We start from the raw sequence: 21536 nt of genomic DNA, 5'->3' as shown, positions 1-21536 counted from the left end.
TTTTTTACGAGAATCGGTCGGAAAGGAACGAATCCGAAAAATGAGGTATAATGAAAAAGGAAAAAATTGAACGATTAACGGAGGACTTTTGTTATGACCAAAATCGCATGGATTACCGATAGTATGGCCAATTTCTCGAAAGAAGAGGCGGCCCGTCTCGGTGTCGATATCGTCCCGATTCAATTGATCGTCGACGGTAGCGGTTACAGCGAAGTCGACTTGTCACTCGAGGATTTGCACCGCTACATGATTGACCAAAAGAAAGAAGCGAAGACGTCACAGCCAATCTTCGGTGACTTCATTGCCCGCTATGAACGGTTGAAAGAAGAAGGGTACGACTGCGCCATCGCCGTCCATTGCTCGAACGGCTTGAGCTCGACGGTGAAAAACTCGAGCGCGGCTGCTGAAGCGGCTGGCTTCAAAGTGTACACGGTCGACTCGCACGCGGCGCTCGAAGCGCAGCAAGAGCTCGTCCGTCTCGGACTCGCCGCCGAAGCTGAAGGTAAATCGGTCGAAGAAATCGTCGCCTTGCTCGAAGCATGGCGCGACAAAAAGAATTTCTTCATGATTATCGGCAACATGGAAACGATGCGCCGCGGTGGTCGCGTCTCGTCAGGCGAGATGTTCCTTGCCAATATCTTGAACATCAAACCGATTATCACGCTCGATGAGACGGGGAAAGTCATCCCGTTTAAAAAAGCACGGTCGCTCAAGAAGGCGTACGCTGAGATGGTGACCGAGCTCGAACGTCGCCACGCTGCGAATGGGATTCACAGCAACCGCGTCTTCGTCCAGACGGCGCTCGCCCCAGAGATGCAAGACAATCTCGTCGCGCTCATCCAAGCGAAATTGCCAGAGATTGAAGTCGTCAAGACACGTTTCTGTCCGTCGATTGCGGTCCATGCCGGCTTTGAGACGGTCGGGGTGCTCTGGCTCGACGCTTAACTAGAACAGGAGGAAGTCTGATGGAAGCTGTCACCACACTTTCGGCATTACAAGACCGGATTGCGGGCTCGGATCAATTGCTCGTCTACGTCTCGCATCCGACCTGTAGCGTCTGCCACTCGCTGAAACCACAAGTCGAGGAGATGTTGACGGAGTTCCCCGATATCGAGGCGGTCGCGGTCGATTCGGACGAGGTGCCAGAAATTGCCGGCGCCTACTCGATTTTCACGGTGCCTGTCGTCCTGTTTTTCCTTGACGGCAGAGAAACGCTTCGACGGGCCCGGTTCGTCCCAATCGGGGAGCTGGCCCATCAACTTGAGCGTCTCCAAGCGATGCGCGGCTGAATCCACAGACATACGTCTGTGGATTTTTTTTTGGTTGTTCGCGTCTGTGACGGGGAATTAACAGAGTAGCTGCGTCACTTGTTTGAACGAAGAAATGGGGAAACGTTGATGCAAATCATACGACACTCGGAATGGGAGGACACGAAGCTCACGCTTCATCTCGTGTCGCAAATCTTAGGGAAAATCAAACTCGGTCTGGCCCCGCAAGAACCACAATGGGCCCACGTCACATTGCCGCTCACGGTGAACGGATTTTCGACCGGGCCGCTTTGGAACGGAGAGACGTTGTTCGAGGTGGACATCGATGTCGCGGCTGGGATTATCACGGTGCAAGTCGAGTCAAATCGAACGATGTTTCCACTCGAGGACGGGAAATCGCTCAAAACGTACTACACAGAAATCATCGGTACGCTTCAGGCGTCCGGCGTTCGACTCACGCTCAATCCGAAGACGCAGGAGATGCGAGAACTGCGATACTTGGACCGGGATGAGGCGCCGCTCGCATACGATGCCGATGCCGCGCAGAAAGGGGTGCGTTTGTTCCAATACGCCGCTCGGGAACAAGCGGCGTTTCTCGCCCCGCTCCGATGCCGGAAAGTAAAACCGGCCTTGTTTTGGGGCACGTTCGACGTTTCGTCGATGATCGTCTACGGGAAGTCCGAGCCGTTCCCGGAAGATAAACTGATCGAGAAGGCGGCGTTCGATGAGCACATGATCGAGTTCGGCTTTTGGCTCGGCGACGAGTCCGTCGACGTGCCAATGTTCTTCATCTTGCCGTATCCGTTCCAATACACCGAGCTCGGCTCGGAACGGATTCAACCAGCGGACGCCTACTATGACGCCAAGATGAGCGAATGTTTCTTGTCGATTGAAAAAATTGGTCGGTCGGGTGACGTCCAAGCGTTCTTTCGGACGTCGTTCGACCTGTTGAGTGGACAGCTCGGATGGGAAGGGTGTGAGCATTATTTCATGCCGCTCGATATACCGGCGCAACCCAAACAAGAGCCCACAGACTAAAGTCTGTGAGCTCTTGTTTTTATTCTGCTGCGACTTGCGGCACGAGGTAAATCAAGCCGAACGGGTTATGGAGCAGGTTGTCGATTGACGTCCGCTCGTCTTCGCCCATCTCGACCGTGAATGTCTTGCCGTCCTCGAACGTGAAACTGTCCCCGTCTCCGAACATCGAACCACCCGAGATGAGGTGGAAGTTGAACGAATGGACGACGTGAATCGCGTCTTCGATCTCGAGCGTGGCCGGTACGGCGACGTCGGCGTGGCCGAACGCTTTCATGCCCCATGAGACGTAGGCATCTTCTTCTTCCGTGATGGCCGTCAGGAGCGAATAGTCGAGGGCGAGATCTTCTTCTTTCGACTCCTGCCATTCGTCTTTCGAATAGGCGACACCAGCCGTCTCGACCATGACGCCGAGTCCGCCGGCGTTCAAAATCGCATTGGCCGCACGACGGGCCGCCGCGATGTCCGTCACGTCATTGACGTCGACGATCAAATAGACGATGTGCGTATGGCGGGCGAGTCCTTTCGCGATTTTCGGCGTGAAGCCACCCGAGCTGGCATGGATCATCGCCTCGGCGAGGGCTGGGTCGCGCTCGACGACTTCGACCGTGAACGCTTTCCCGGTCTCGTCTTCTAACAGCAACAGGCCGGCCATCGTGTAGCCTTCACTATGTAAACTGATTTGTTCGCTGACTGCCTCGGCCGATGACCAGTTTCCTGGGATCGCGAGCAATACTTGTGTACGGTTCATAAGAATCATCCTCTTCTTCTAATAGTCAGGCCCCTCACAGGGAGAGGCCCGGTCTCTTCTCTTATTATGCCCTATTTGGCGACAAATTATTCTTGATACGTCTTTAATACTTCTTGAAGCGGGATTAGATCGATTTTGCGGCGGCTGATGAACGTGCTTGCGAAGAAGAGGAGCGTCACCGCGCCGAGCGTATATAGCAGATAAATCCACTCGAACTCGAGTGGCAAGACGAGGCCGTAGTCTTCCGCAAATACGATAATGATGACCCGCAAGATGACGAGTGCGATTGGCACGCTGAGCAGTGCCGAGATGAGCGCATACATGAAGTAGCTATTGAGAATCATCGAACGGACCTCGCGCCGGTCGTACCCCATCACTTTCAAGAGCGAGATGACGTAATAATTTTTTTCGACGGTGAGCGCGGTCAAGACGAATAGGATACTAAAGGCGATCAAAGCAGACCCGCCAATCATGACATTCATCATCAAGTTCATGTACTCATTGATGGACTGGGATTGCTCAATCAGGCCACTTCGTGAGATGACCGTCGGATAGTCCGTCGCGTTCGGCCGATCGGTCGCATAAATCCCGTTGAACAACTCGCGTGTCGTCCCATCCGATAAACGTTCGCTTAGCGTCGCTCGAGGCAGGTAGACGACATCACCCGTATACTCGTCGGCGATGCCACGGATTGGGTACGAGAACGTCTCGTTGTCGAGTTCGATGTCAATCGTGTCCCCGGTCTCGAGGCCGAGCTTCAAGGCGAGCGAGGCGTTCACGATGACCTCGTCGGAGGCGGGCGTCAAATCATCCCCGTCCGCATCGATCAGGCGATAGAGTGTATTCGTGTCATCGAGTCCTTTCAACGTGACGAGTTTGTCTTCGACGAACGCGAACGGATAGGTGAGGAACGGCTCTTGTCCGTCCTCGAGCGCCGGTTGCGCCGTCGTGTACGCTTCATATTCATAGTCGGCCTCATTCAACTCGCCGACCGTCATTCGGTCGACGGCCCCGTTCATCATGAGGGCGAAGACGATGAGGAGCGTCGAGAACAGGATACCGAAAAAGAAGATGATGAAGCTACCCGTGCTTTTGACGGCGTATAAATATTTGAATTTCGTTTTGCCTCGCGCGTTCCGGAGCAGACGGCTGATGATGCGACTGAGCCGGTTGAGCGAGACGTTGTCTCGAGGGGACAGCAAAGCGAGCGCACTCTCGCCCATGAGTTTATAGATGACAGCTCCCGCGACAAGTGCGAAGAAGAGGAGCGGGGCGAAGACGGCCGTCAAGAAGACGAGTGGGCTTTGGGCGATCGTGATCGACGGTAACAGATAGAAGTCGAGATACAGATTTTTGAGCGGTTCGGCGAAGTAGAGGCCGAGGAAGTAGCCGATGACGAGCATGAGCGTCGCAAACAACAAGATGAAGACTAGATACGGTAGGGCGATTTGGCGGCGGTTATAGCCGATTGCTTTCAAGAGGCCGATTTGGCCGCGCTCGGCCTCGAGCATGTTCGAAATCAGGATGGCGACGATGATGACGGCGATCGAGACGATGAACAGGCTCAAGCCGAGCGCCATCGCCTTGCCGGAAGAGATTTCGCTATAAATAGCACCGCTACGCATGATGTTCTCCGTCTCCATGATCGAGATGACGAACGGGAGCTCGACGTCCGTCACGACCGTGCCATCAGTGACACCGGCGAGCCGGAACGACTCTGTACCGACCACGTCGTCGTAAGCGGCGTCCGTCATCAAAAGAAGCGTCTGCGTGCCGGGGTCTAAGTTAAAGAAGTTCTCATCAAATAGCGGGAGCGTATAGTCAGGGAACAAGACGAACCCGCTCACCGTGAACGGTGTGCCGAGGTTGATCGTATCACCGACCTCAATCCCGTTCTTCTCGGCGTATTTCGCATTGATGGCGACCTCATCGTCTCGTTCAGGGCGTTGGCCCGCTTCGAGATACGAGACGTTGATCGTGTCCGTTTCTTTCAAGACGAGTCCGCGGTGTTCGCTCGAGCCGAACGGATAGTTGATCAACTTCGAGGCGCGCAGTTCGAACGTCGCGTCGTCCATCTCGCCCTCGACGGCGTCGATACGTGCCGCCATCACGTCATCAAATGCTGCCTCGGCGACACGCTGCAAGTCCGCAAGCGTGTAGCGGCCGGAAGCGATGAAGTTTGCCAACTCCGGCAGGGCAGCTTCTTCTTCCGTGACCCGGTTCAGCATCTCGACGGCGAAGTCTTCTTGGTTTGACGATGCAAGATACTCCTCAGTCGGTACCTCGATCCCGCTAATGCCGTAAAACATCATCGTGTATGTGAGCGAACTCATGACGATGATGACGGCGATGGCGAGGAGTTGCATCCATTTGCCAGTGAGCGTTTTCCACACGTTTTTATATAACATCTGTCTCACCCCCAATGGATGTCGCAAGCGGCTTTTCGGACCGGGTTATGCGTGTCCTCCACAATTCGGCCCGAGTTCATTTTGATGACGTCGTCGGCCATCTCGCTGATACCTGTGTTATGGGTGATGACGACGACCGTCTTGTTGTATGTCTCGTTCAAGCGCTCGAGCAGTTCGAGCACACGCTTTGAATTGTCCTCATCGAGCGATCCCGTCGGTTCGTCGCAAAAGATGATGGACGGATTTTTGGCGAGACTCCGGGCGACTGAGACGCGTTGTTGCTCGCCGCCCGACAATTGGTATGGATATTTGTCGCGGGCAGCCGCTAACCCGACTTGATTTAATAATTCCTCCATCGGGAGTGGGTCGGTCGATAAATCGGCCCCGATTTGAACGTTCTCATAGACGGTCAAGTTTTGGAGTAGATTATATTGTTGAAAGATGAAGCCGAGATGTTCGCGTCGAAACGCTGTCATCTGTTCGGACGATAAGTCCGTCAAGACGGTATCACCGAACGTGATCGTCCCGGATGTCACCGTATCGAGTCCGCTGATGACATTCAACAGCGTGCTCTTGCCGCTGCCGCTCGGGCCGAGGATGACGACGAACGCCCCGTCATGGATCGTCAACTCGATGTCTTTCAACGCCGCAGTCTCGATATCCCCGGTCTTGTAGATTTTATTGACATGCTTGATGTGAATCATGCCGATTCCCCCTTTTGTCCGATATTCTCTTTTACCCGTTTTGAGCACATCGGGTAGGGGAATATGTGAAACTTCATAGGATTTCAATTTTGAAAAAATAGTGAAACCGCTTCACCTGTGATAAAATAATACTACCAGGTACTAATTCAGATTGAAGGAGAGCTAACACATGAAAATTGCTTATATTACGGACAGCACGGTCGTCCTTCCTGATTCGATTCAGAACCACCCGGACATCCACGTCGTTCCGCTCTATGTCGTAAAAGGGGACCAACCGTATAAAGACGGAGTCGAGGTCGATGCCAAGACTGTATACGAGTGGATTGACGCAGGTGAACGCGTTTCGACGAGCCAACCGGCCATCGGCGACTTCGTCACCTTGTATGAGGGAATCAAAGATCAATATGACATGGGCATCGCCGTCCACCTGTCGTCTGACTTGAGCGGTACGTATTCAGCATCGGTTCAAGGCGCAGAGATTGCCGAGTTCAAACTGCTCGCCATCGACTCACGGGCCGGTATCTACACGATGGGGCTCATGCTCGAAGAGTTGATTGAACGCGTTGAGCGTGGCGATGCTCTCGAGGACGTCGAGACGTATATGAAACAACGAGTCGAGGACGTCCACATCGAATTGATTTTGCAAAACTTGACGCAAATGCAAAAAGGCGGGCGCATCTCGAAATCGAAAGCGCTCATCGGCAATATGTTGCAGTTGAAACCGGTGCTCCGTTTCGAGGAGGGGCTCATCGTCCCATATCAGACGGTCCGAACGTATAAGAAGGCGCAAGCCCAGCTGTTCGAAGCGCTTCGTCAAGCGATCGATTCGGGCGAGTGCATGGACGTCTCGATTTTCCACGGGAACGTGCCAGAGCTGGCCGAGTCGTGGAAACGTGAACTCGGCGACAAAGCCAACATTCGGGTCGATACACTCGCACCGCTCCTAGGGGCCCACACGGGATCAGGCTCAGTCGGTTTTTCGTTCTTAAAAACAAAGTGATGACAGGACCGTGACGAGAGTTGCGGTCTTTTTTTATTGTCACAACTTTCAAACAACGGCTGGAATCTTCAACCAAAACCATTCATACTATGTAAGAATGACAATGAAAAGGGGGGAAGACGATGCGATTTCGGAAGTACCTCATCAGAAGCTGGTTCTCGTGGTCGCTCGTCTCCATGGGAATCGTCGCCTACATGTGGCACGGTATCGGTACGTTTGATTGGTCGTTGTTTTGGTTCATCTTCACACTCGGCGCCCTGTTCGTCATGAATCCGCTCAGGCGGCGGCACCTTCATTTCACATTCCACGAGATGTTCGTCTTCATGACGTTTTTCCTATACGGCTTGCTCCCTGCTTTGTTGATGGGACAGCTCCTATTACTCACGTTCCAGGCCAGGACGTTCACGAACAAAGTCGGACGCCGGCGCTTTTTGCATTTCTATCCGCTCAATACGTTAATCGAAGTGATGCTGCTCGTCTTGCCTGGGCTCGTCTATTTGCGTCTCGGCGGACAGATTGGGTCGAACGTCCATCTGCTTGAACAGGGGACGGCGCTGCTCGGCTTCTTTGCCGTCTTGTTCCTCGTCCTCGGATTCAGCTTCCTTCTTTCACGGTTCTTGATCGGGGAACGAATCCCGCTGCCGATCATGTGGCGTCTACTCCGTTTCGATTGGCTCGTCATCTCACTCGAGCTGTTGTTCACGATGGTTGCCATCGAGGCTTTCCAACTGTTCGGTTATACAGGATTGATGGCGACGTTCCTCATCCTGTCGCTCCTTAAGATGGGGTTGTCGAAAGCGACGGAGAACGAGGAGACGCAGTCGAAAGTCGATCAAGTCGAACGGTTGAAAGAACAGCTTTACCGAGTCGACGACGAGCAGCTGCTCGTCGAGAAATTTTGGAACGGGCTCCGGGAAGTCGTTGAACTCGAGCGCGGCTGGCTTCAAGTGAACCGGGACGGGCACCGGACGTTTTACGATATTAGCGGCCGCACGTCCACTCCCGTCACCGATGCCTATACAGTCGAACGTCACCGTGATGCGGAAGAACCATACTTTGTGTATGATTCGCTCCATGAATGGCATCCCGACCTGCAAGCGCACCAAACCGAACTCCATCATTCGGCACTCGTCATCCAACCGGTGTCAAGCACGACAAACGCGGTCAGTTGCATGATCTCGACGACGGCAAACGGGGCGTATGATGGCGCCATCGCCGTCGAGATTCATCGTCTATTAAAGACGTTGTCATGGTCGATCGAACGGATTGATGAGCGAAACCGGCTCCAACATGAGAGTTTGACCGACCCGATGACCGGTCTCCCGAATCAGCGGGCACTCAAACGCTGGACGAAAGAACGATTGAATGATGTCGGATCGTATCCGTTGTCGGTGTTCTTGGTCGACCTCGACCACTTCAAGGCGATTAACGACACGTATGGCCACGCATTCGGCGATGAGGTATTGATTGAGGCAGGGGCATTGTTTACGCGTCTCATCCGTAGGCGGGACCTCGTCACGCGATACGGGGGTGAGGAGTTCGTCTTCGTCTTTCCACGTATGGATGAGGCCGCTGCCATCGTGACGGGTGAGAAAATTCGCCAAGCGCTCCGCGCCCATCCGTTCGGCTCTGAAGGAATTCGCGTCCAAGTGACGGCGAGTATCGGCATCGAGACGATTCACGAGTACGAGGACCTCGACACGTTGCTCCGCCACGCCGACCGGGCCATGTACGTCGGGGCGAAATTTAACGGACGGGACCGTGTCGCCCATTACCGCGACACGTCGACGGAACGGATTCAATAATGATGAAGGAGAACACAAGCCCATCGGTGTTCTCCTTTATGTCTGATCAACATGAACGATGCTTGGGCCGGTGCCTCCGCAGCGCGTGCCACGCTTTACGGGGTCATCCTTGCATCGCTCCCCTAGGAGTTCGGGCACCGGCCTAGGCATCGTTGAACGAATGTTGAATCGAATTCGATTCGCTCGTTCCTCGGCGCCCCGACTCTTGCAGGACAGCAATCCGACGGAAACCCAGAAGCGTAAGCGATGCGGCTCCGGGATTGCCTGCAGAAAGCGTGGGCGCCGAAAGGACGAGCGACAACGGTACACCTACAAAATAAAGGAGGACACCGGATACCCGGCGTCCTCCTTATGAATGAAAGATTATAATTTCTGATTGAAGATGTCTGACTCGACCGCGTGAATTGCAGCCGACCATGAACCGTACCGATGCAGGATGGCTTTCGTGGACGGTTTATTGTTTCGTTTTGCCCATTCGCGATACGCTTCGAAGGAAAGAGAGAAGCCCATCTCGTGAATCGCTTCACGGAGAGCGTTCGAGAGCTCGGATTTTGAATAGGTCACACTCGCTTCAAGTCCGGCTTCGGCACAGGCATCATGCCACGAGCCGAACGTCTTGACGATATGGTAATGGCTCGGTGCTTTCGGATGAAGCTTGCGCCATTCTTGATACTTTTTGAGCGTGATGATCGATCCCATATCACGCGAGTAGAGCGCGAGCGTCTCGATGATGTCTTCGCGCGTATACTTCGGCATCTTATCCGGGAGGTCGACGGTCGCCTCTCCATGCCATTCGTAGCCGGCGATGGCGAGCGCCTCGGCCCATGACCCAAACTGTCGGATAATCGACTCGGGAGATGGCCAGCTTTGTTCCATCGCGAAACGACGATACACAGAGCGACGTGGACGTTCCTTCAGCAAGTCGCCGAGTAGACGGATACAGTGAATCATCCTCTGTTGCTCGGTGGACAAGTGGTGGGATTTAGTGGATAGCGTTTGACTCAATGATGGTTCCTCCTTCCATGGACTCATATCTGAACCGACAAAGATGACGAAATTGCTTCTACAATCATACTATCGGACAGTTTTTACATTTTATAAGTGCATTTTTCAAGTTTTTCATACCAATTTTGAAATTGGATAGGTCTAAGGTCTAGTATGAAATTAGAAAAAATGGTAACAGTTCTATTACAAATTTAATATTAAATGGGTTCAATTGTAAACAAAAAGTTTTATGGTGACCGAAATGTCATATTCTGTACGAAAAAGTACCCAACTGGCCAATGGGGTCATCACCGTTGCACCAGTTGAGTACTCTTCTATAATAAATTTAATTTTCAGACTAATCAATGAAAGTTTTGAAAATAACGAATTTTTTTTGAAAGGCTGGTCAGTGAAACAGGCGGTCTGCTAAAATAATGGAATTGATGGTAAAAAGAAAAGAGGATATTACGATATGACAATATGGTTATTCTATCTACTGCTCGGTTTGATTCAAGGCTTCACAGAGCCGATTCCGATTTCGTCGAGCGGACACTTGGTCATCTTCCAAGAGCTGTTTGATATCGAGTTGCCGGGACTCTCATTCGAGATTTTCGTGAACTTTGCCTCACTCCTCGCCGTCTTGACGATTTATCGGAAAGACGTCGTCCGTCTCATTGTGAGTCTGTGGGTGTTCTTATTTAAGAAAGATCGCAGCGACGAGACGATGATTGACGTCAAGTTCATCGGGCTCTTACTCGTCGCGACCGTCCCGGCCGGTTTGCTCGGCGTCTTGTTCGGTGATTGGATTGGGGAGACGCTCGGCGGTGTCGCCACGGTCGGCTATACACTCATCTTGACCGGACTTGCGCTCTGGTTCATCCGCAATATGCGTGGAAACAAAGGGGACGGTGGCATCACGCTCCGGGACGCCATTTTGATCGGTCTGGCTCAAGCGGTCGCGCTCATCCCGGGGATCAGTCGCTCCGGCGCCACGATTGTCATGGCGATGCTCCTCGGCATCAAGCAAGAGTCGGCCCTCCGCTTCTCGTTCTTCCTCTTCATCCCGGTCAGTCTCGGGACGATGATTTTAGATGGACCGGCCTTGTTCACCAACCCGGAGACGCGTGAATTGTTCGGACCGCTCATCTTGGCGTTCATCGCCTCGTATGCGCTCACGGCGATCTCACTCAAATGGTTCCAACACATCATGGCAAAAGGCGAGCTCAAATATTTCTCGTTCTATTGCTGGATTGTCGGACTCCTCGTCGTTTTATTCTTGGCTTGATTCAGACAGGCGCTGCTCACTCGAGCGGCGCTTTTTTGCGCATTTCATTTTGCTATCGATTGCATTTTGCGCTAAAGTGGAATCGTACAAACAAATATTCCTTCGGGGTCGGGTGAAAGTCCCAACCGGCGGTGATGGGCGCGAGCCTTAAGTCCGTGACCCGGGCGCACGTGTGCGAACGGTGGATCTAGTGCGATTCTAGAGCCGACAGTATAGTCTGGATGGGAGAAGGAAACAACACAGGTCCATGCGACCTGTAGTTCGTCGTACGTTTTTCTGTAAAGAAAACGCTTATTTGGCTTGCCCAAATGACGACGAGCGACTCCCACCGAGACCTTGAGGATGATTCCTTAAGGTCTTTTTGTTTGTACGAAACAAGGAGGGAGATTATGCAACAGTACATGCAACAAGCCATCCAATTGGCCAAGTCCGCCTCATCGACCGGCGTCAATCCGCGCGTCGGCGCTGTCGTTGTCAAGGACGGTCGGGTCGTCGGGTTCGGCGCTCATTTGAAGGCAGGGGAAGCGCACGCCGAAGTCCATGCCATTCGCATGGCCGGGGCTGCCGCGTACGGTGCGACGATGTACGTCACGCTCGAACCGTGTTCGCATTACGGTAAGACGCCGCCATGTGCCGATTTGTTGATTGAGTCGGGTATCAAGCGTGTCGTCATCGCGATGGAAGACCCGAATCCACTCGTCGCAGGAAAAGGAATCGCCCGCTTGAAGGCGGCCGGAATCTACGTCGAAGTCGGTCTGTTCGAAAGTGAAGCCCAGGCGCTCAACGTGGCGTTCTTGCGTTCGCTCCAGACGAAGCGGCCGTACGTCATCTTGAAGACGGCGACGAGCCTCGACGGCAAAATCGCCCTCGACACCGGGGAGAGCAAATGGGTGACCGGGGCGGAAGCGAGACGGGACGTCCATGCACTCCGGGCGACGGTCGATGCGGTATTGACCGGTGTCGGCACTGTCCTTGCCGACGATCCAGGCATGAACGTCCGGCTCGACCATGAGACGACACAACCGCTCCGGATCGTGCTCGACCGTGACTTACGGACGCCGCTCTCGAGCCAGCTCGTCCGGACGGCGAACGACATCCCGGTGCTTCTGTACACGACGTCGGACGATCAAGCGAAACGTGACGCGCTAGAGGCATATGGCGTCGAAATCGCAGACTACACCTCGCTCGAAGCGGTCTTACAAGACGTCTACACACGCGGTATCGGTCGTCTGCTCATTGAAGCAGGACCGACGCTCGTCACATCGTTCCTTGACGGACGATTCGTCGATGAGTGGGTCATGTACCAATCGCCCCGCGTGTTCGGCGGCAAGGGCGGGTTTTATCGCTCGCATCATGACGGGCCGCTCGAGACGATTGAACGGTTCAACGTCCGGTCTGTCGAGACGCTTGGGACCGACATCAAACTGATTATGCGAAAGGAGGAGTCCGATGTTCACGGGAATCGTTGAAGAAATCGGCAGTGTGAAGGCAGTGAAACGGAACGGTCCGTCACTCCGGCTCACGCTGAGCGGGAAGGTCGTATTAGAAGACGTGAAGCTCGGGGACAGTATTTCTGTCAACGGGATCTGTCTCACCGTGACGACGTTTGATCGCGACAGCTTCTCAGTCGACGTGATGCCAGAGACGCTCAAAGCGTCGAGTCTGGATGGCGTCCGCCCTGGTACACGCGTCAACTTGGAGCGGGCGATGCCGGCAAACGGACGCTTCGGCGGTCATTTCGTCTCGGGTCACGTCGATGGCATCGGTCGCATCGTCAAAAAACGGTCGCTCGCGAACGCTGTCTATGTCGACATCAGCTGCGAACCGTCGCTCCTCCGGTATATCGTCCCGAAAGGATCGATCTCGGTCGATGGGACGAGCTTGACAGTGTTTGAGGTGACCGAGCGCGGCTTCACGTTGTCGCTCATCCCGCATACGTACAGTGAGACGGTGCTCGGGATGAAACAGGCCGGGGATGCGGTCAATTTGGAATGTGACATGTTGGCTAAATATATGGAAAAACTCGTAAATCAAAAACCGATGACGCTCGAATCACTGGCGTCACAAGGATATGGAAAGGCGGGATGGTAATGTTCCACACGATTAAAGAAGCCGTCGAAGACTTGTTGATGGGACGACCGATTATCGTCGTCGATGATGAGGACCGGGAGAATGAGGGGGACTTCGTCGTCCTGGCTGATCGAATGACAGCGGAGACGATGAACTTCCTCATCACGGAAGGAAAAGGGCTCGTCTGTGCCGCCTTGGCTGAAGAAGTGGCCGTTCGGCTTGATTTACAGCCGATGGTCGCGAACAGCACCGATCCGCACGGGACGGCGTTCACGGTCAGCGTCGATCACGTTGATTCGACGACGGGCATCTCGGCAAGTGAACGGGCCCATACGGTCCGCGAACTCGCGAATAGAAACGCCCGTCCGGCCGACTTTCAGCGTCCGGGCCATATCTTCCCGCTTATCGCCAAAAAAGGCGGCGTCTCGGTACGACGCGGGCATACGGAAGCATCGGTCGATTTGGCGAGACTTGCTGGTAGTGAACCGGTCGCGGTCATCTGTGAAATCATCCGTCCGGACGGCGAGATGGCCCGAGTACCGGACCTCGAACGCGTCGCGGAAGAACACCATCTAAAGTTCATCACGATCGAGGCGCTCGTCCGCTATATGGAGACGGAACTCGTGAGTCGAGAGGCGGACGTATCGCTCCCCTCGGTGAAAGGGGACTTCCGACTAATCGGATATCGGAACGTCCTCGACCGGGAAGAACACGTCGCATTACTGAAAGGTGAGCTCGAACATGCGCCGCTCGTCCGGGTCCATTCGGAGTGTCTGACAGGCGATGTGTTCGGCTCCTATCGTTGCGATTGTGGACCCCAACTCGATACGGCGATGGCGAAAGTGGAAGCCGAAGGCGGTGTCATTTTGTATATGAGACAAGAAGGGCGCGGCATCGGTCTCCTCAACAAGTTAAAGGCGTACGAACTACAAGAACAAGGGCTAGATACGGTCGAGGCGAACATTGCGCTCGGTCTGCATGCCGATTTACGCGATTACCGGGTCAGCGCGGCGATGTTGCGTGACCTCGGGATCTCGAGCGTCCGTCTCATGACGAACAACCCGGAAAAAGTCGACGCCTTGGAAGCGTGCGGGGTTACGGTCATCGAACGTGTCCCGATTATCGTCGGTGCCCATGCGGCCAATGAGAAGTACCGAATGACGAAACAACAAAAAATGAACCATTTTGGAGGAGAAGAATAATGTTGCAATCATTTGAAGGAAACTTGGTAGGAAAAGGCTTGAAAGTCGGAATCGTCGTCGGGCGGTTCAATGATCTCATCACGATGCGCTTACTAGATGGAGCGAAAGACGCACTCAAGCGTCACGGCGTCGAACAAGACGACGTCGAACTCGCATTCGTCCCAGGCGCGTTCGAGCTTCCACTCGTCGCGAAGAAAATGGCGATGAGCAAGAAATACGACGCTGTCATCACACTAGGCGCCGTCATCCGCGGAGCGACGCCGCACTTCGACTATGTCTGTAGCGAAGCGGCGAAAGGTGTCGCCCAAGCGAGCTATCAATCGGAAGTGCCGGTCATCTTCGGTGTCTTGACGACCGAGACGATTGAGCAGGCAATTGAGCGCGCCGGTACGAAAGCCGGAAATAAAGGGTGGGAAGCAGCGACGGCGGCCATCGAGATGGCCAACTTGATGAAACAATTTTAAAAAAGAGCGACTATCGCTCCTCAGGCTGTTGAAGAACCAAGTCGCATATCGCAATTTGGTTCTTCTTTTTTATGTGTGCAAAGGGATTGGGGCGCTCTGTCCGACATAAACATAAAGAAATGCTATGGAGACGGTCGTGTCAAGATGATCGATGAACGCTTCCCGTTATTTGCCCGCCATCGAACGTGAAGCGAAGTCCGAGAAGTTTGTTTTTAGTTATTTATACCTAATAGAAAATAGTTAAAAAGACTCAAAAACCCTGTTGAATAACCGATACTTATATATATGAGAATGATGGAGGGGTTTGGATGAGGCGCGTCATTACGGTACTGGAAAATGAGTTACGGAAGCAAGAAGAATTGCATCATTTGGTGTCTTTGTTACTCAATCGTTTTTTAACTACATCGTTGGACGATTTTTCGGAGCGGGTGAATCATTCTTTGGAAGAACTAGGACGTTACTTTCAAGCGGATCGGGTGTATGTATTTGATTATGATTTCGAAAAGAAACTTTGTCACAATACATTTGAATGGTGTGCACTAGGTGTCTCGTCCGAGTTGGATAATTTACAGAACGTCCCATTAGATGCGCTTCCTGAATGGGTGAATACCCATATGAAAGGCGAATCGATGTACATTCCTCAAGTCCAAGCATTACCCGTTGAAAATGGGATCCGGCAAATTCTCGAGCCTCAACAGGTTCAAAGTCTTCTCGCCGTTCCGATGATGAGTGGGAATCACTGTCATGGTTTCGTTGGATTCGATTCAGTCATGCAAGAACGGACGTACTCGAAACATGAGCAAAACGTTCTAAAAGATTTTAGTAATGCACTTCTAGGTGCAGTCGAACGTCACCGGGTTGAAGCGCAACGTGAAATGATTCACCAGCAATTGATTGTCGCGAAACAAGAAGCGGAACGGGCCAACATTGCCAAAAGTGAATTTCTCTCCAACATGAGCCATGAAATTCGAACCCCGTTAAATGTGATTCTTGGATTTTCCCATTTACTCAAACAAGAAGGATTAGATCAAAAAAATAAACGACGTGTCGAAGATATTCTCCAAAATGGCGAACATTTATTGATGCTCATTAATGAGATTTTAGATATGTCGAAAATCGAATCGGGATATGTACAGATCGTGAAACAAACCATCTCACTTCCTGTCGTGGTCGAGGATCTGTATCGTATGTTCGAAATGATGGCGCATCAAAAAGGAATCGAGCTATTGGTTGAAGTCGACCAACATGTTCCGAATCAAGTCGTGAGTGACCCGACGAAAGTGAAACAAATCTTAATCAATCTCATTCATAATGCGTTGAAGTTTACGGACCGAGGAAGGATCCGAATCAAGGTCTCGGCTTCCGCCAGTCAACTTTGTTTCATCATTACAGATACCGGTCGCGGAATCGAAGGGCAAGAACTGGAGCTCCTGTTCGAACCGTTTTATCAAAAGAAATATACCGACCAACAGCAGGGAACTGGGTTAGGGCTTCCCATCAGCAAACAATACGCCACATTACTTGGAGGCGATCTTCAAGTGGAGAGTAGCGTTGGACACGGTAGTCGGTTTACATTCACGCTCCCGCTCGAACAGAATGAGAGAGTGGAGACCGCCAATTCAGAGTCAGAGACATGGGCGGACGTTCGATTTTCAAACATGCACGTCCTAGTCGTCGAGGATACGCCAGCCCAACAAGATATTTTACAAGAACTACTCGAAGCGGTTGGCTGCAGAGTCAGTTTGACTTCCTTAGGCAACGTTGCGCTCGAAAAAGTTCGAACAGAACGCTACGATATGATCTTATTGGACGTCCGGTTGCCTGATCTAGATGGAATCGAAGTGGCCACTCGACTCAAATCGCATGCGAGTTGTCCACCAATCATTATCATATCGGCCAACGCGTTCGACGAAGATCGCCAAAAAGCCTTTGCGTCAGGCGCAAGTGCGTTTGTCTCGAAGCCATTTCATCCAAACCAATTGTTCGAGGTCATGGGTCGGCACAGAAATACCATCATCGTGGATTCACAAGCGATGTTGTCCGACGTGTACATAGCCATTCAAGAAGGGGATGTGGAAACGATTGAACACTTGGTGAGCGGTTACCGGATAGAGACACCTCATTTACAACCGATATGGGAAGCGATTGATCAATTTGATTACGAGCTCGCAAATCGTCTGCTTCATCGAGCGTTGAGGGGGGAAGCGGATGTGTGAAGCCAAAAAACGAATCGTGTTTGTGGTCGATGACACACCTGCCAACTTAAGGCTGTTATACGACATTTTACATCAGGCCGATTACCACGTGCGTGTTTACCCGAACGGTAAATTGATGTTACAGGCGATGGAGCGAGTGCAACCCGACTTGATTTTATTGGACATCATGATGCCTGACATGGACGGATATGAAGTTTGTGAGATTCTTCGGAGACGATATAATCCAAATATCCCTGTCATCTTTCTAAGTGCGCTGACCGAGTCGTATGATAAAGTGCGTGCGTTTGAAGTGGGAGGGCAAGATTACATTACGAAACCCATTCACCCAGAAGAAGTATTGCTACGTCTGAACGCTCAATTAAAACATGTGAATGAACGCGAACGATTCTCGTACAATCTAGAAGAAAAAGACAAACAGTTACACGAGTATCAGGAGGGGCTAGTCAAGACGTTGCTCCGCTTATCTGGTTTGCGCGATAACGATACTGGTAATCATATTGAAAGAGTACAAGCGCTCGCGACAAGTTTGGCGGAGCTTCTTCTAACGGAATCGAGTGCACACGTTAATCCAATATTCGTCGAAGCGATTCGCTTGGCAGCACCGCTACATGACATTGGAAAGATTTCTGTCCCGGATTCAATCTTGTTAAAACAAGGTAGGCTTACTGAAGAGGAATGGCAACTCATGAAAGAACATGTTCGAGTCGGGGGCGAAGTGCTTGGAGAGCTCCATCGGCAATTTCCGGAAAATTCCTTTATCCAGATGGCGATGGACATCGCGCTCTATCATCACGAGAGATGGGATGGGCAAGGTTATGTCCATGGTCTATCTGAAGAAGCAATTCCGCTTGCGGCGCGAATTGTGAGCATTGTCGATGTATATGATGCGTTACGAACTATGCGGCCCTATAAACCCGCTTATTCACATGCGGAGACACTGAAAATCATGGGTCAGATGGAAGGTGCGTTCGATCCTCACTTGTTCAATCTGTTTTTGAGTCACGATCTGCTTTTCTCCACTGTGTTTGATTCCATTTACGAGGCGGGGCAGGTAGAGCGTAACGCTCAGACTCCGTTTACCATTTGATCGAGGCAAGAAGCGCGACCGCTTCGTCCTTCATAGATTCGCTATTCCAGACAAAAGCCCGGCTCGCATGAGCCGGGCTTTTAGATTAGAACGTCTCAGACGTCGTTTTCGCTTGCATGTGGAGCTGGATGTAATCCGGTCCGCCTGCTTTTGAGTCTGTTCCTGACATGTTGAACCCGCCGAACGGCTGATAGCCGACGATGGCGCCTGTGCAACCACGGTTGAAATACAAGTTCCCGACGTGGAAGTTCTGACGCGCGTACTCTTGGTTCGAGCGGTCACGCGTGAGGACGGCACCCGTCAAGCCGTATTCCGTGTTGTTGGCGATGTCGATTGCTTCTTTGAAGTCTTTCGCTTTCGTGAAGGCGACGATCGGGCCAAAGATTTCTTCTTGCATGAGACGTGCTTTCGGTGCGACGTCAGCGACGACTGTCGGCTCGATGAAGTAGCCTGTCGAGTCGTCCGCTTTTCCGCCGGCGACAATCTTGCCTTCTTCTTTGGCGACGTCGAAGTACGACGTGATCTTTTTGAACGCGGCTGCATCGATGACCGGACCCATGAAGTGTTCGTTCTTCTCCGTGTTACCGACCGAAAGTTCGTTCGTCAATTCGACGACGCGGTCGAGCACCGTGTCATACACGCTGTCGACGATGACGGCGCGCGAACAAGCCGAACATTTTTGACCTGAGAAACCAAACGCTGATTTGACGATCGATTGGGCCGCTAGTTCGAGGTCGGCTGATTCGTCGACGACGATCGTGTCTTTTCCACCCATCTCAGCGATGACGCGTTTGAGCCAGATTTGGCCGTCGTTCAATTTCGAGGCGCGTTCGTTGATGCGCAAGCCCACGTCACGTGAACCCGTGAAGCTGATGAAGCGTGTCTTCGGATGGTCGACGAGGTAGTCACCGACTTCAGCGCCCGGTCCTGGGATGAAGTTGAGGACACCTTTCGGAAGGCCTGCCTCTTCCATGACCTCGACGAATTTCGCAGCGACGATCGGTGTCGTCGATGCTGGTTTCAAGAGGATCGTGTTACCGGCGACGATGGCCGCGACGGCCGTCCCTGCCATGATCGCGAACGGGAAGTTCCATGGGCTGATGACGATCCCGACCCCGAGTGGGATATAGTCATAGCGGTTGTATTCGCCCGGACGGCTCTCGACTTTTTTACCTGGTTTGAGCTCGAGCATTTGACGTGCATAGTATTCCATGAAGTCGATCGCTTCTGCTGTATCCGCGTCCGCTTCGTTCCACGGCTTGCCTGCCTCTTTGACGAGGTAAGCCGAGAACTCGTGCTTACGCTTACGGACGATATTCGCCGCTTTGAACAAGACGTCGGCACGGACGGCTGGATCGACGTGGCGCCATGAGTCGAACGCTGTGAGCGCTTCTTGCATTGCGCGCTCCGCGAGCTCTTGGTTCGCTTTCGAGACATGACCGATGACTTCTTCTTTATTGGCTGGGTTATAAGACGTGATTTTGCCTTCCGTCGTAACTTTTTCCCCACCGATCACGAGCGGATAGTCTTTCCCGAGCTCACCGTTCACTTTCTCGATTGCCGCTTGGATGGCTGCGGCGTTCTCTTTGTTTGTAAAGTCTGTGAATGGTTCATGTTTGTATGGAATCATTCTCGTTCCCCCTTAAAAAGTGATCAAGCAGTTAAGCGCTTACGTCTGTATTGTATCGAAAATCTTGGTGAAATCCTAGTGAAACAATTTTCCAGAAAAGCGTGTCGTTTTCGCTCGAAATGGAGTCGTGGTAGGATGAGGGTACAGGACGTCTTGTGAAGGGAATGATTCGATGAATAAATGGATGATGCCGCTCGCGCTGACCGTGTTGCTCGCGGGATGCGGGACGGCGGACGAAGCGCCGACGGAAGAGGCCCCTGAAGTGATGAAAGCGCCGCTTCCGGAAGCGGTCGAGACGGTGTATGCATCGTATCAACAAGCACTCGAAGACGGGGACGCAGCCGCACTTAACGCAATCGATTATGCGGGCGAGTTGACCGAGATCCCGGCGACGGGCGCGAAGACGCGTGAGCTCACACCGGGCGACGTATATGAAAGCTGGGTAAACGAAGACGGGGATGTCGCGTTCATCGTCCACGAGATGGAAGACGCGGACGGCAATGAACTGCCGAACCGCCTCTCGAAAGTCGCCATCAAAGAAGATGATGCGTGGAAACTCGTCGTCACGCCAGCCTTGCTCCCGGCTGACCTGATTGATGAGGTCGGCGACATGTTGACGGGCATCGAGGCGAGCGAGTACGGGGTGAATGCGGAAGCGAACGCCCGTCTCGCCGATGTGCCAGAAGATGAGGCCGGTCCGATTTACGACCGAGTGAACGCCCAAACCGACTATGTGGCGCTCGAGGCCGACAATAACGTCTTCTTGCTCATGGCCGAGACACTCACCGTACCGGAGAACCAAGACACGATGGCCGACTATTTCGAAGCATACCGCACGTGGTACATCGACAATGAGGCGGCACTCCAAAAAGCTGCCGCGACGGAAGACCCGGTCGAGTATCTCGAAGTGCTCGAACCGCTCAAACAGAAATTAGAACAAGCGATCGACGGCTATGACGAGAACCTCGTCGACCCGTCGTTCGGATAAGGAGGAACCGATATGTTAGCACCAACATTTACATTAGCGAACCAAAATGGGGACATGATCTCGCTCGAGGACTATCGAGGGCAGAAAGTCGTTCTATATTTCTATCCAAAAGACGCGACGCCCGGCTGCACGACCGAGGCATGTGATTTCCGTGACGCCGCGCCGAAGATGAACGGGGCCGTTGTCCTCGGCATCTCGGCTGACAGTCAGAAGAAGCATCAGAACTTCATCGCGAAGCACGACTTGCCGTTCGATTTGCTCGTTGATGACACGCATGAGGTGTCGGAGTTATACGGCGTCTGGCAGTTGAAGAAGAACTACGGGAAAGAGTACTACGGCATCGTCCGCTCGACGTTCCTCATCAATGAGGACGGCTATATCGAACAGGAATGGCGCAGTGTGAAAGTGAATGGGCACGTCGACGAAGTCGTCGCGGCGCTCGCTACATGAATCGGAACGGCTTCCTTGACGGGAGGCCGTTTTTTTTAGTGACCTGGTCATTACAGATTTATTTCAAATACTAAAATTGAAAGCCAGGCGTTTCAAGATGCGAGAGAGTTATATTACAAAAATATTACGTGAATATCAGATGTTTGGCTATTTTGTCAACTTGACGAAGTTGAGAATGTTCTGAAAAAT

19 protein-coding genes and 1 riboswitch are annotated in these 21536 nt (G+C 52.6%); of the genes, 14 read left to right on the top strand and 5 right to left on the bottom strand.

Annotated features, from left to right (window positions below; genetic code table 11):
- Window positions 1-93 precede the first annotated feature (93 nt).
- The 3 genes from EVJ34_RS07725 (at window position 94) to EVJ34_RS07715 (ending at window position 2306) form a co-directional block, all read left to right on the top strand.
- The gene (locus tag EVJ34_RS07725; protein ID WP_131485165.1) at window positions 94-945 is read left to right on the top strand and encodes a DegV family protein; all 852 of its coding nucleotides are present in this window, start codon (window positions 94-96) and stop codon (window positions 943-945) included.
- 20 nt (window positions 946-965) lie between these two features.
- Window positions 966-1289 (top strand): thioredoxin family protein, encoded by a 324-nt coding sequence (locus EVJ34_RS07720; RefSeq protein ID WP_131435511.1) that lies wholly within the window; start codon window positions 966-968, stop codon window positions 1287-1289.
- Between the two features lie 108 nt (window positions 1290-1397).
- Entirely contained in the window at window positions 1398-2306 is a 909-nt protein-coding gene (locus EVJ34_RS07715; RefSeq protein WP_131485164.1) for a DUF5996 family protein, read from the top strand.
- 19 nt (window positions 2307-2325) lie between these two features.
- On the opposite strand, the gene EVJ34_RS07710 is transcribed toward EVJ34_RS07715, so the two are convergent.
- The 3 genes from EVJ34_RS07710 to EVJ34_RS07700 form a co-directional block, all read right to left on the bottom strand.
- Complete coding sequence (locus EVJ34_RS07710; protein WP_236634550.1) at window positions 2326-3054, bottom strand: DUF4261 domain-containing protein; 729 nt, start codon at window positions 3052-3054, stop codon at window positions 2326-2328.
- An 86-nt stretch (window positions 3055-3140) separates the two neighbouring features.
- Window positions 3141-5462 carry an ABC transporter permease gene (locus tag EVJ34_RS07705; RefSeq protein ID WP_131485163.1) on the bottom strand — a complete coding sequence of 774 codons (2322 nt, stop codon included), beginning with the start codon at window positions 5460-5462 and terminating at the stop codon, window positions 3141-3143.
- Between the two features lie 5 nt (window positions 5463-5467).
- Window positions 5468-6166: an ABC transporter ATP-binding protein gene (locus EVJ34_RS07700; RefSeq protein WP_131485162.1), complete on the bottom strand. Its 699-nt coding sequence runs from the start codon at window positions 6164-6166 to the stop codon at window positions 5468-5470.
- Between the two features lie 169 nt (window positions 6167-6335).
- Here EVJ34_RS07700 and EVJ34_RS07695 point away from each other — a divergent pair, with 169 nt between their 5' ends.
- Together EVJ34_RS07695 and EVJ34_RS07690 are read left to right on the top strand one after the other, a co-directional pair.
- Entirely contained in the window at window positions 6336-7166 is an 831-nt protein-coding gene (locus tag EVJ34_RS07695; RefSeq protein WP_131485161.1) for a DegV family protein, read from the top strand.
- Window positions 7167-7288: 122 nt separating this feature from the next.
- Window positions 7289-8971: a GGDEF domain-containing protein gene (locus EVJ34_RS07690; RefSeq protein WP_131485160.1), complete on the top strand. Its 1683-nt coding sequence runs from the start codon at window positions 7289-7291 to the stop codon at window positions 8969-8971.
- A 363-nt stretch (window positions 8972-9334) separates the two neighbouring features.
- On the opposite strand, the gene EVJ34_RS07685 is transcribed toward EVJ34_RS07690, so the two are convergent.
- Entirely contained in the window at window positions 9335-9976 is a 642-nt protein-coding gene (locus EVJ34_RS07685) for a homing endonuclease associated repeat-containing protein (protein WP_236634549.1), read from the bottom strand.
- Window positions 9977-10427: 451 nt separating this feature from the next.
- Between EVJ34_RS07685 and EVJ34_RS07680 the strand changes: the two genes are divergently transcribed.
- From EVJ34_RS07680 to EVJ34_RS07650, 7 genes are all read left to right on the top strand, one after another.
- Complete coding sequence (locus EVJ34_RS07680; RefSeq protein ID WP_131435493.1) at window positions 10428-11240, top strand: undecaprenyl-diphosphate phosphatase; 813 nt, start codon at window positions 10428-10430, stop codon at window positions 11238-11240.
- Between the two features lie 94 nt (window positions 11241-11334).
- A riboswitch (FMN riboswitch) is annotated at window positions 11335-11477 on the top strand.
- A 152-nt stretch (window positions 11478-11629) separates the two neighbouring features.
- Window positions 11630-12709 carry a bifunctional diaminohydroxyphosphoribosylaminopyrimidine deaminase/5-amino-6-(5-phosphoribosylamino)uracil reductase RibD gene (gene ribD, locus EVJ34_RS07675; RefSeq protein WP_131485159.1) on the top strand — a complete coding sequence of 360 codons (1080 nt, stop codon included), beginning with the start codon at window positions 11630-11632 and terminating at the stop codon, window positions 12707-12709.
- The gene (gene ribE, locus EVJ34_RS07670) at window positions 12690-13331 is read left to right on the top strand and encodes a riboflavin synthase (RefSeq protein WP_131485158.1); all 642 of its coding nucleotides are present in this window, start codon (window positions 12690-12692) and stop codon (window positions 13329-13331) included. The genes ribD and ribE overlap by 20 nt, the downstream gene beginning before the upstream one ends.
- Window positions 13331-14512, top strand: a complete 1182-nt coding sequence (ribA, locus tag EVJ34_RS07665; protein ID WP_131485157.1) for a GTP cyclohydrolase II — start codon at window positions 13331-13333, stop codon at window positions 14510-14512. The genes ribE and ribA overlap by 1 nt, the downstream gene beginning before the upstream one ends.
- Window positions 14512-14976, top strand: a complete 465-nt coding sequence (gene ribH / locus EVJ34_RS07660) for a 6,7-dimethyl-8-ribityllumazine synthase (RefSeq protein ID WP_131435485.1) — start codon at window positions 14512-14514, stop codon at window positions 14974-14976. The genes ribA and ribH overlap by 1 nt, the downstream gene beginning before the upstream one ends.
- A 308-nt stretch (window positions 14977-15284) precedes the next feature.
- Window positions 15285-17192 carry a GAF domain-containing hybrid sensor histidine kinase/response regulator gene (locus EVJ34_RS07655; RefSeq protein WP_131485156.1) on the top strand — a complete coding sequence of 636 codons (1908 nt, stop codon included), beginning with the start codon at window positions 15285-15287 and terminating at the stop codon, window positions 17190-17192.
- Complete coding sequence (locus EVJ34_RS07650) at window positions 17185-18279, top strand: HD-GYP domain-containing protein (protein WP_131485155.1); 1095 nt, start codon at window positions 17185-17187, stop codon at window positions 18277-18279. The genes EVJ34_RS07655 and EVJ34_RS07650 overlap by 8 nt, the downstream gene beginning before the upstream one ends.
- Window positions 18280-18364: 85 nt before the next feature.
- On the opposite strand, the gene pruA is transcribed toward EVJ34_RS07650, so the two are convergent.
- Window positions 18365-19909, bottom strand: coding sequence for an L-glutamate gamma-semialdehyde dehydrogenase (gene pruA / locus EVJ34_RS07645; protein ID WP_131485154.1), 1545 nt, complete (start codon window positions 19907-19909; stop codon window positions 18365-18367).
- A 172-nt stretch (window positions 19910-20081) separates the two neighbouring features.
- Between pruA and EVJ34_RS07640 the strand changes: the two genes are divergently transcribed.
- Window positions 20082-20897: a nuclear transport factor 2 family protein gene (locus EVJ34_RS07640; protein ID WP_131485153.1), complete on the top strand. Its 816-nt coding sequence runs from the start codon at window positions 20082-20084 to the stop codon at window positions 20895-20897.
- A 12-nt stretch (window positions 20898-20909) separates the two neighbouring features.
- The gene (gene bcp, locus EVJ34_RS07635; RefSeq protein ID WP_131485152.1) at window positions 20910-21347 is read left to right on the top strand and encodes a thioredoxin-dependent thiol peroxidase; all 438 of its coding nucleotides are present in this window, start codon (window positions 20910-20912) and stop codon (window positions 21345-21347) included.
- Window positions 21348-21536: the final 189 nt, after the last annotated feature.

Origin of the sequence: Exiguobacterium sp. SL-9, assembly GCF_004336985.1 — a bacterium.
Taxonomy (GTDB): Bacteria; Bacillota; Bacilli; order Exiguobacteriales; family Exiguobacteriaceae; genus Exiguobacterium.
Note: the sequence above shows the minus strand (reverse complement) of the source record. Positions and strands in the feature narration are given on the sequence as shown.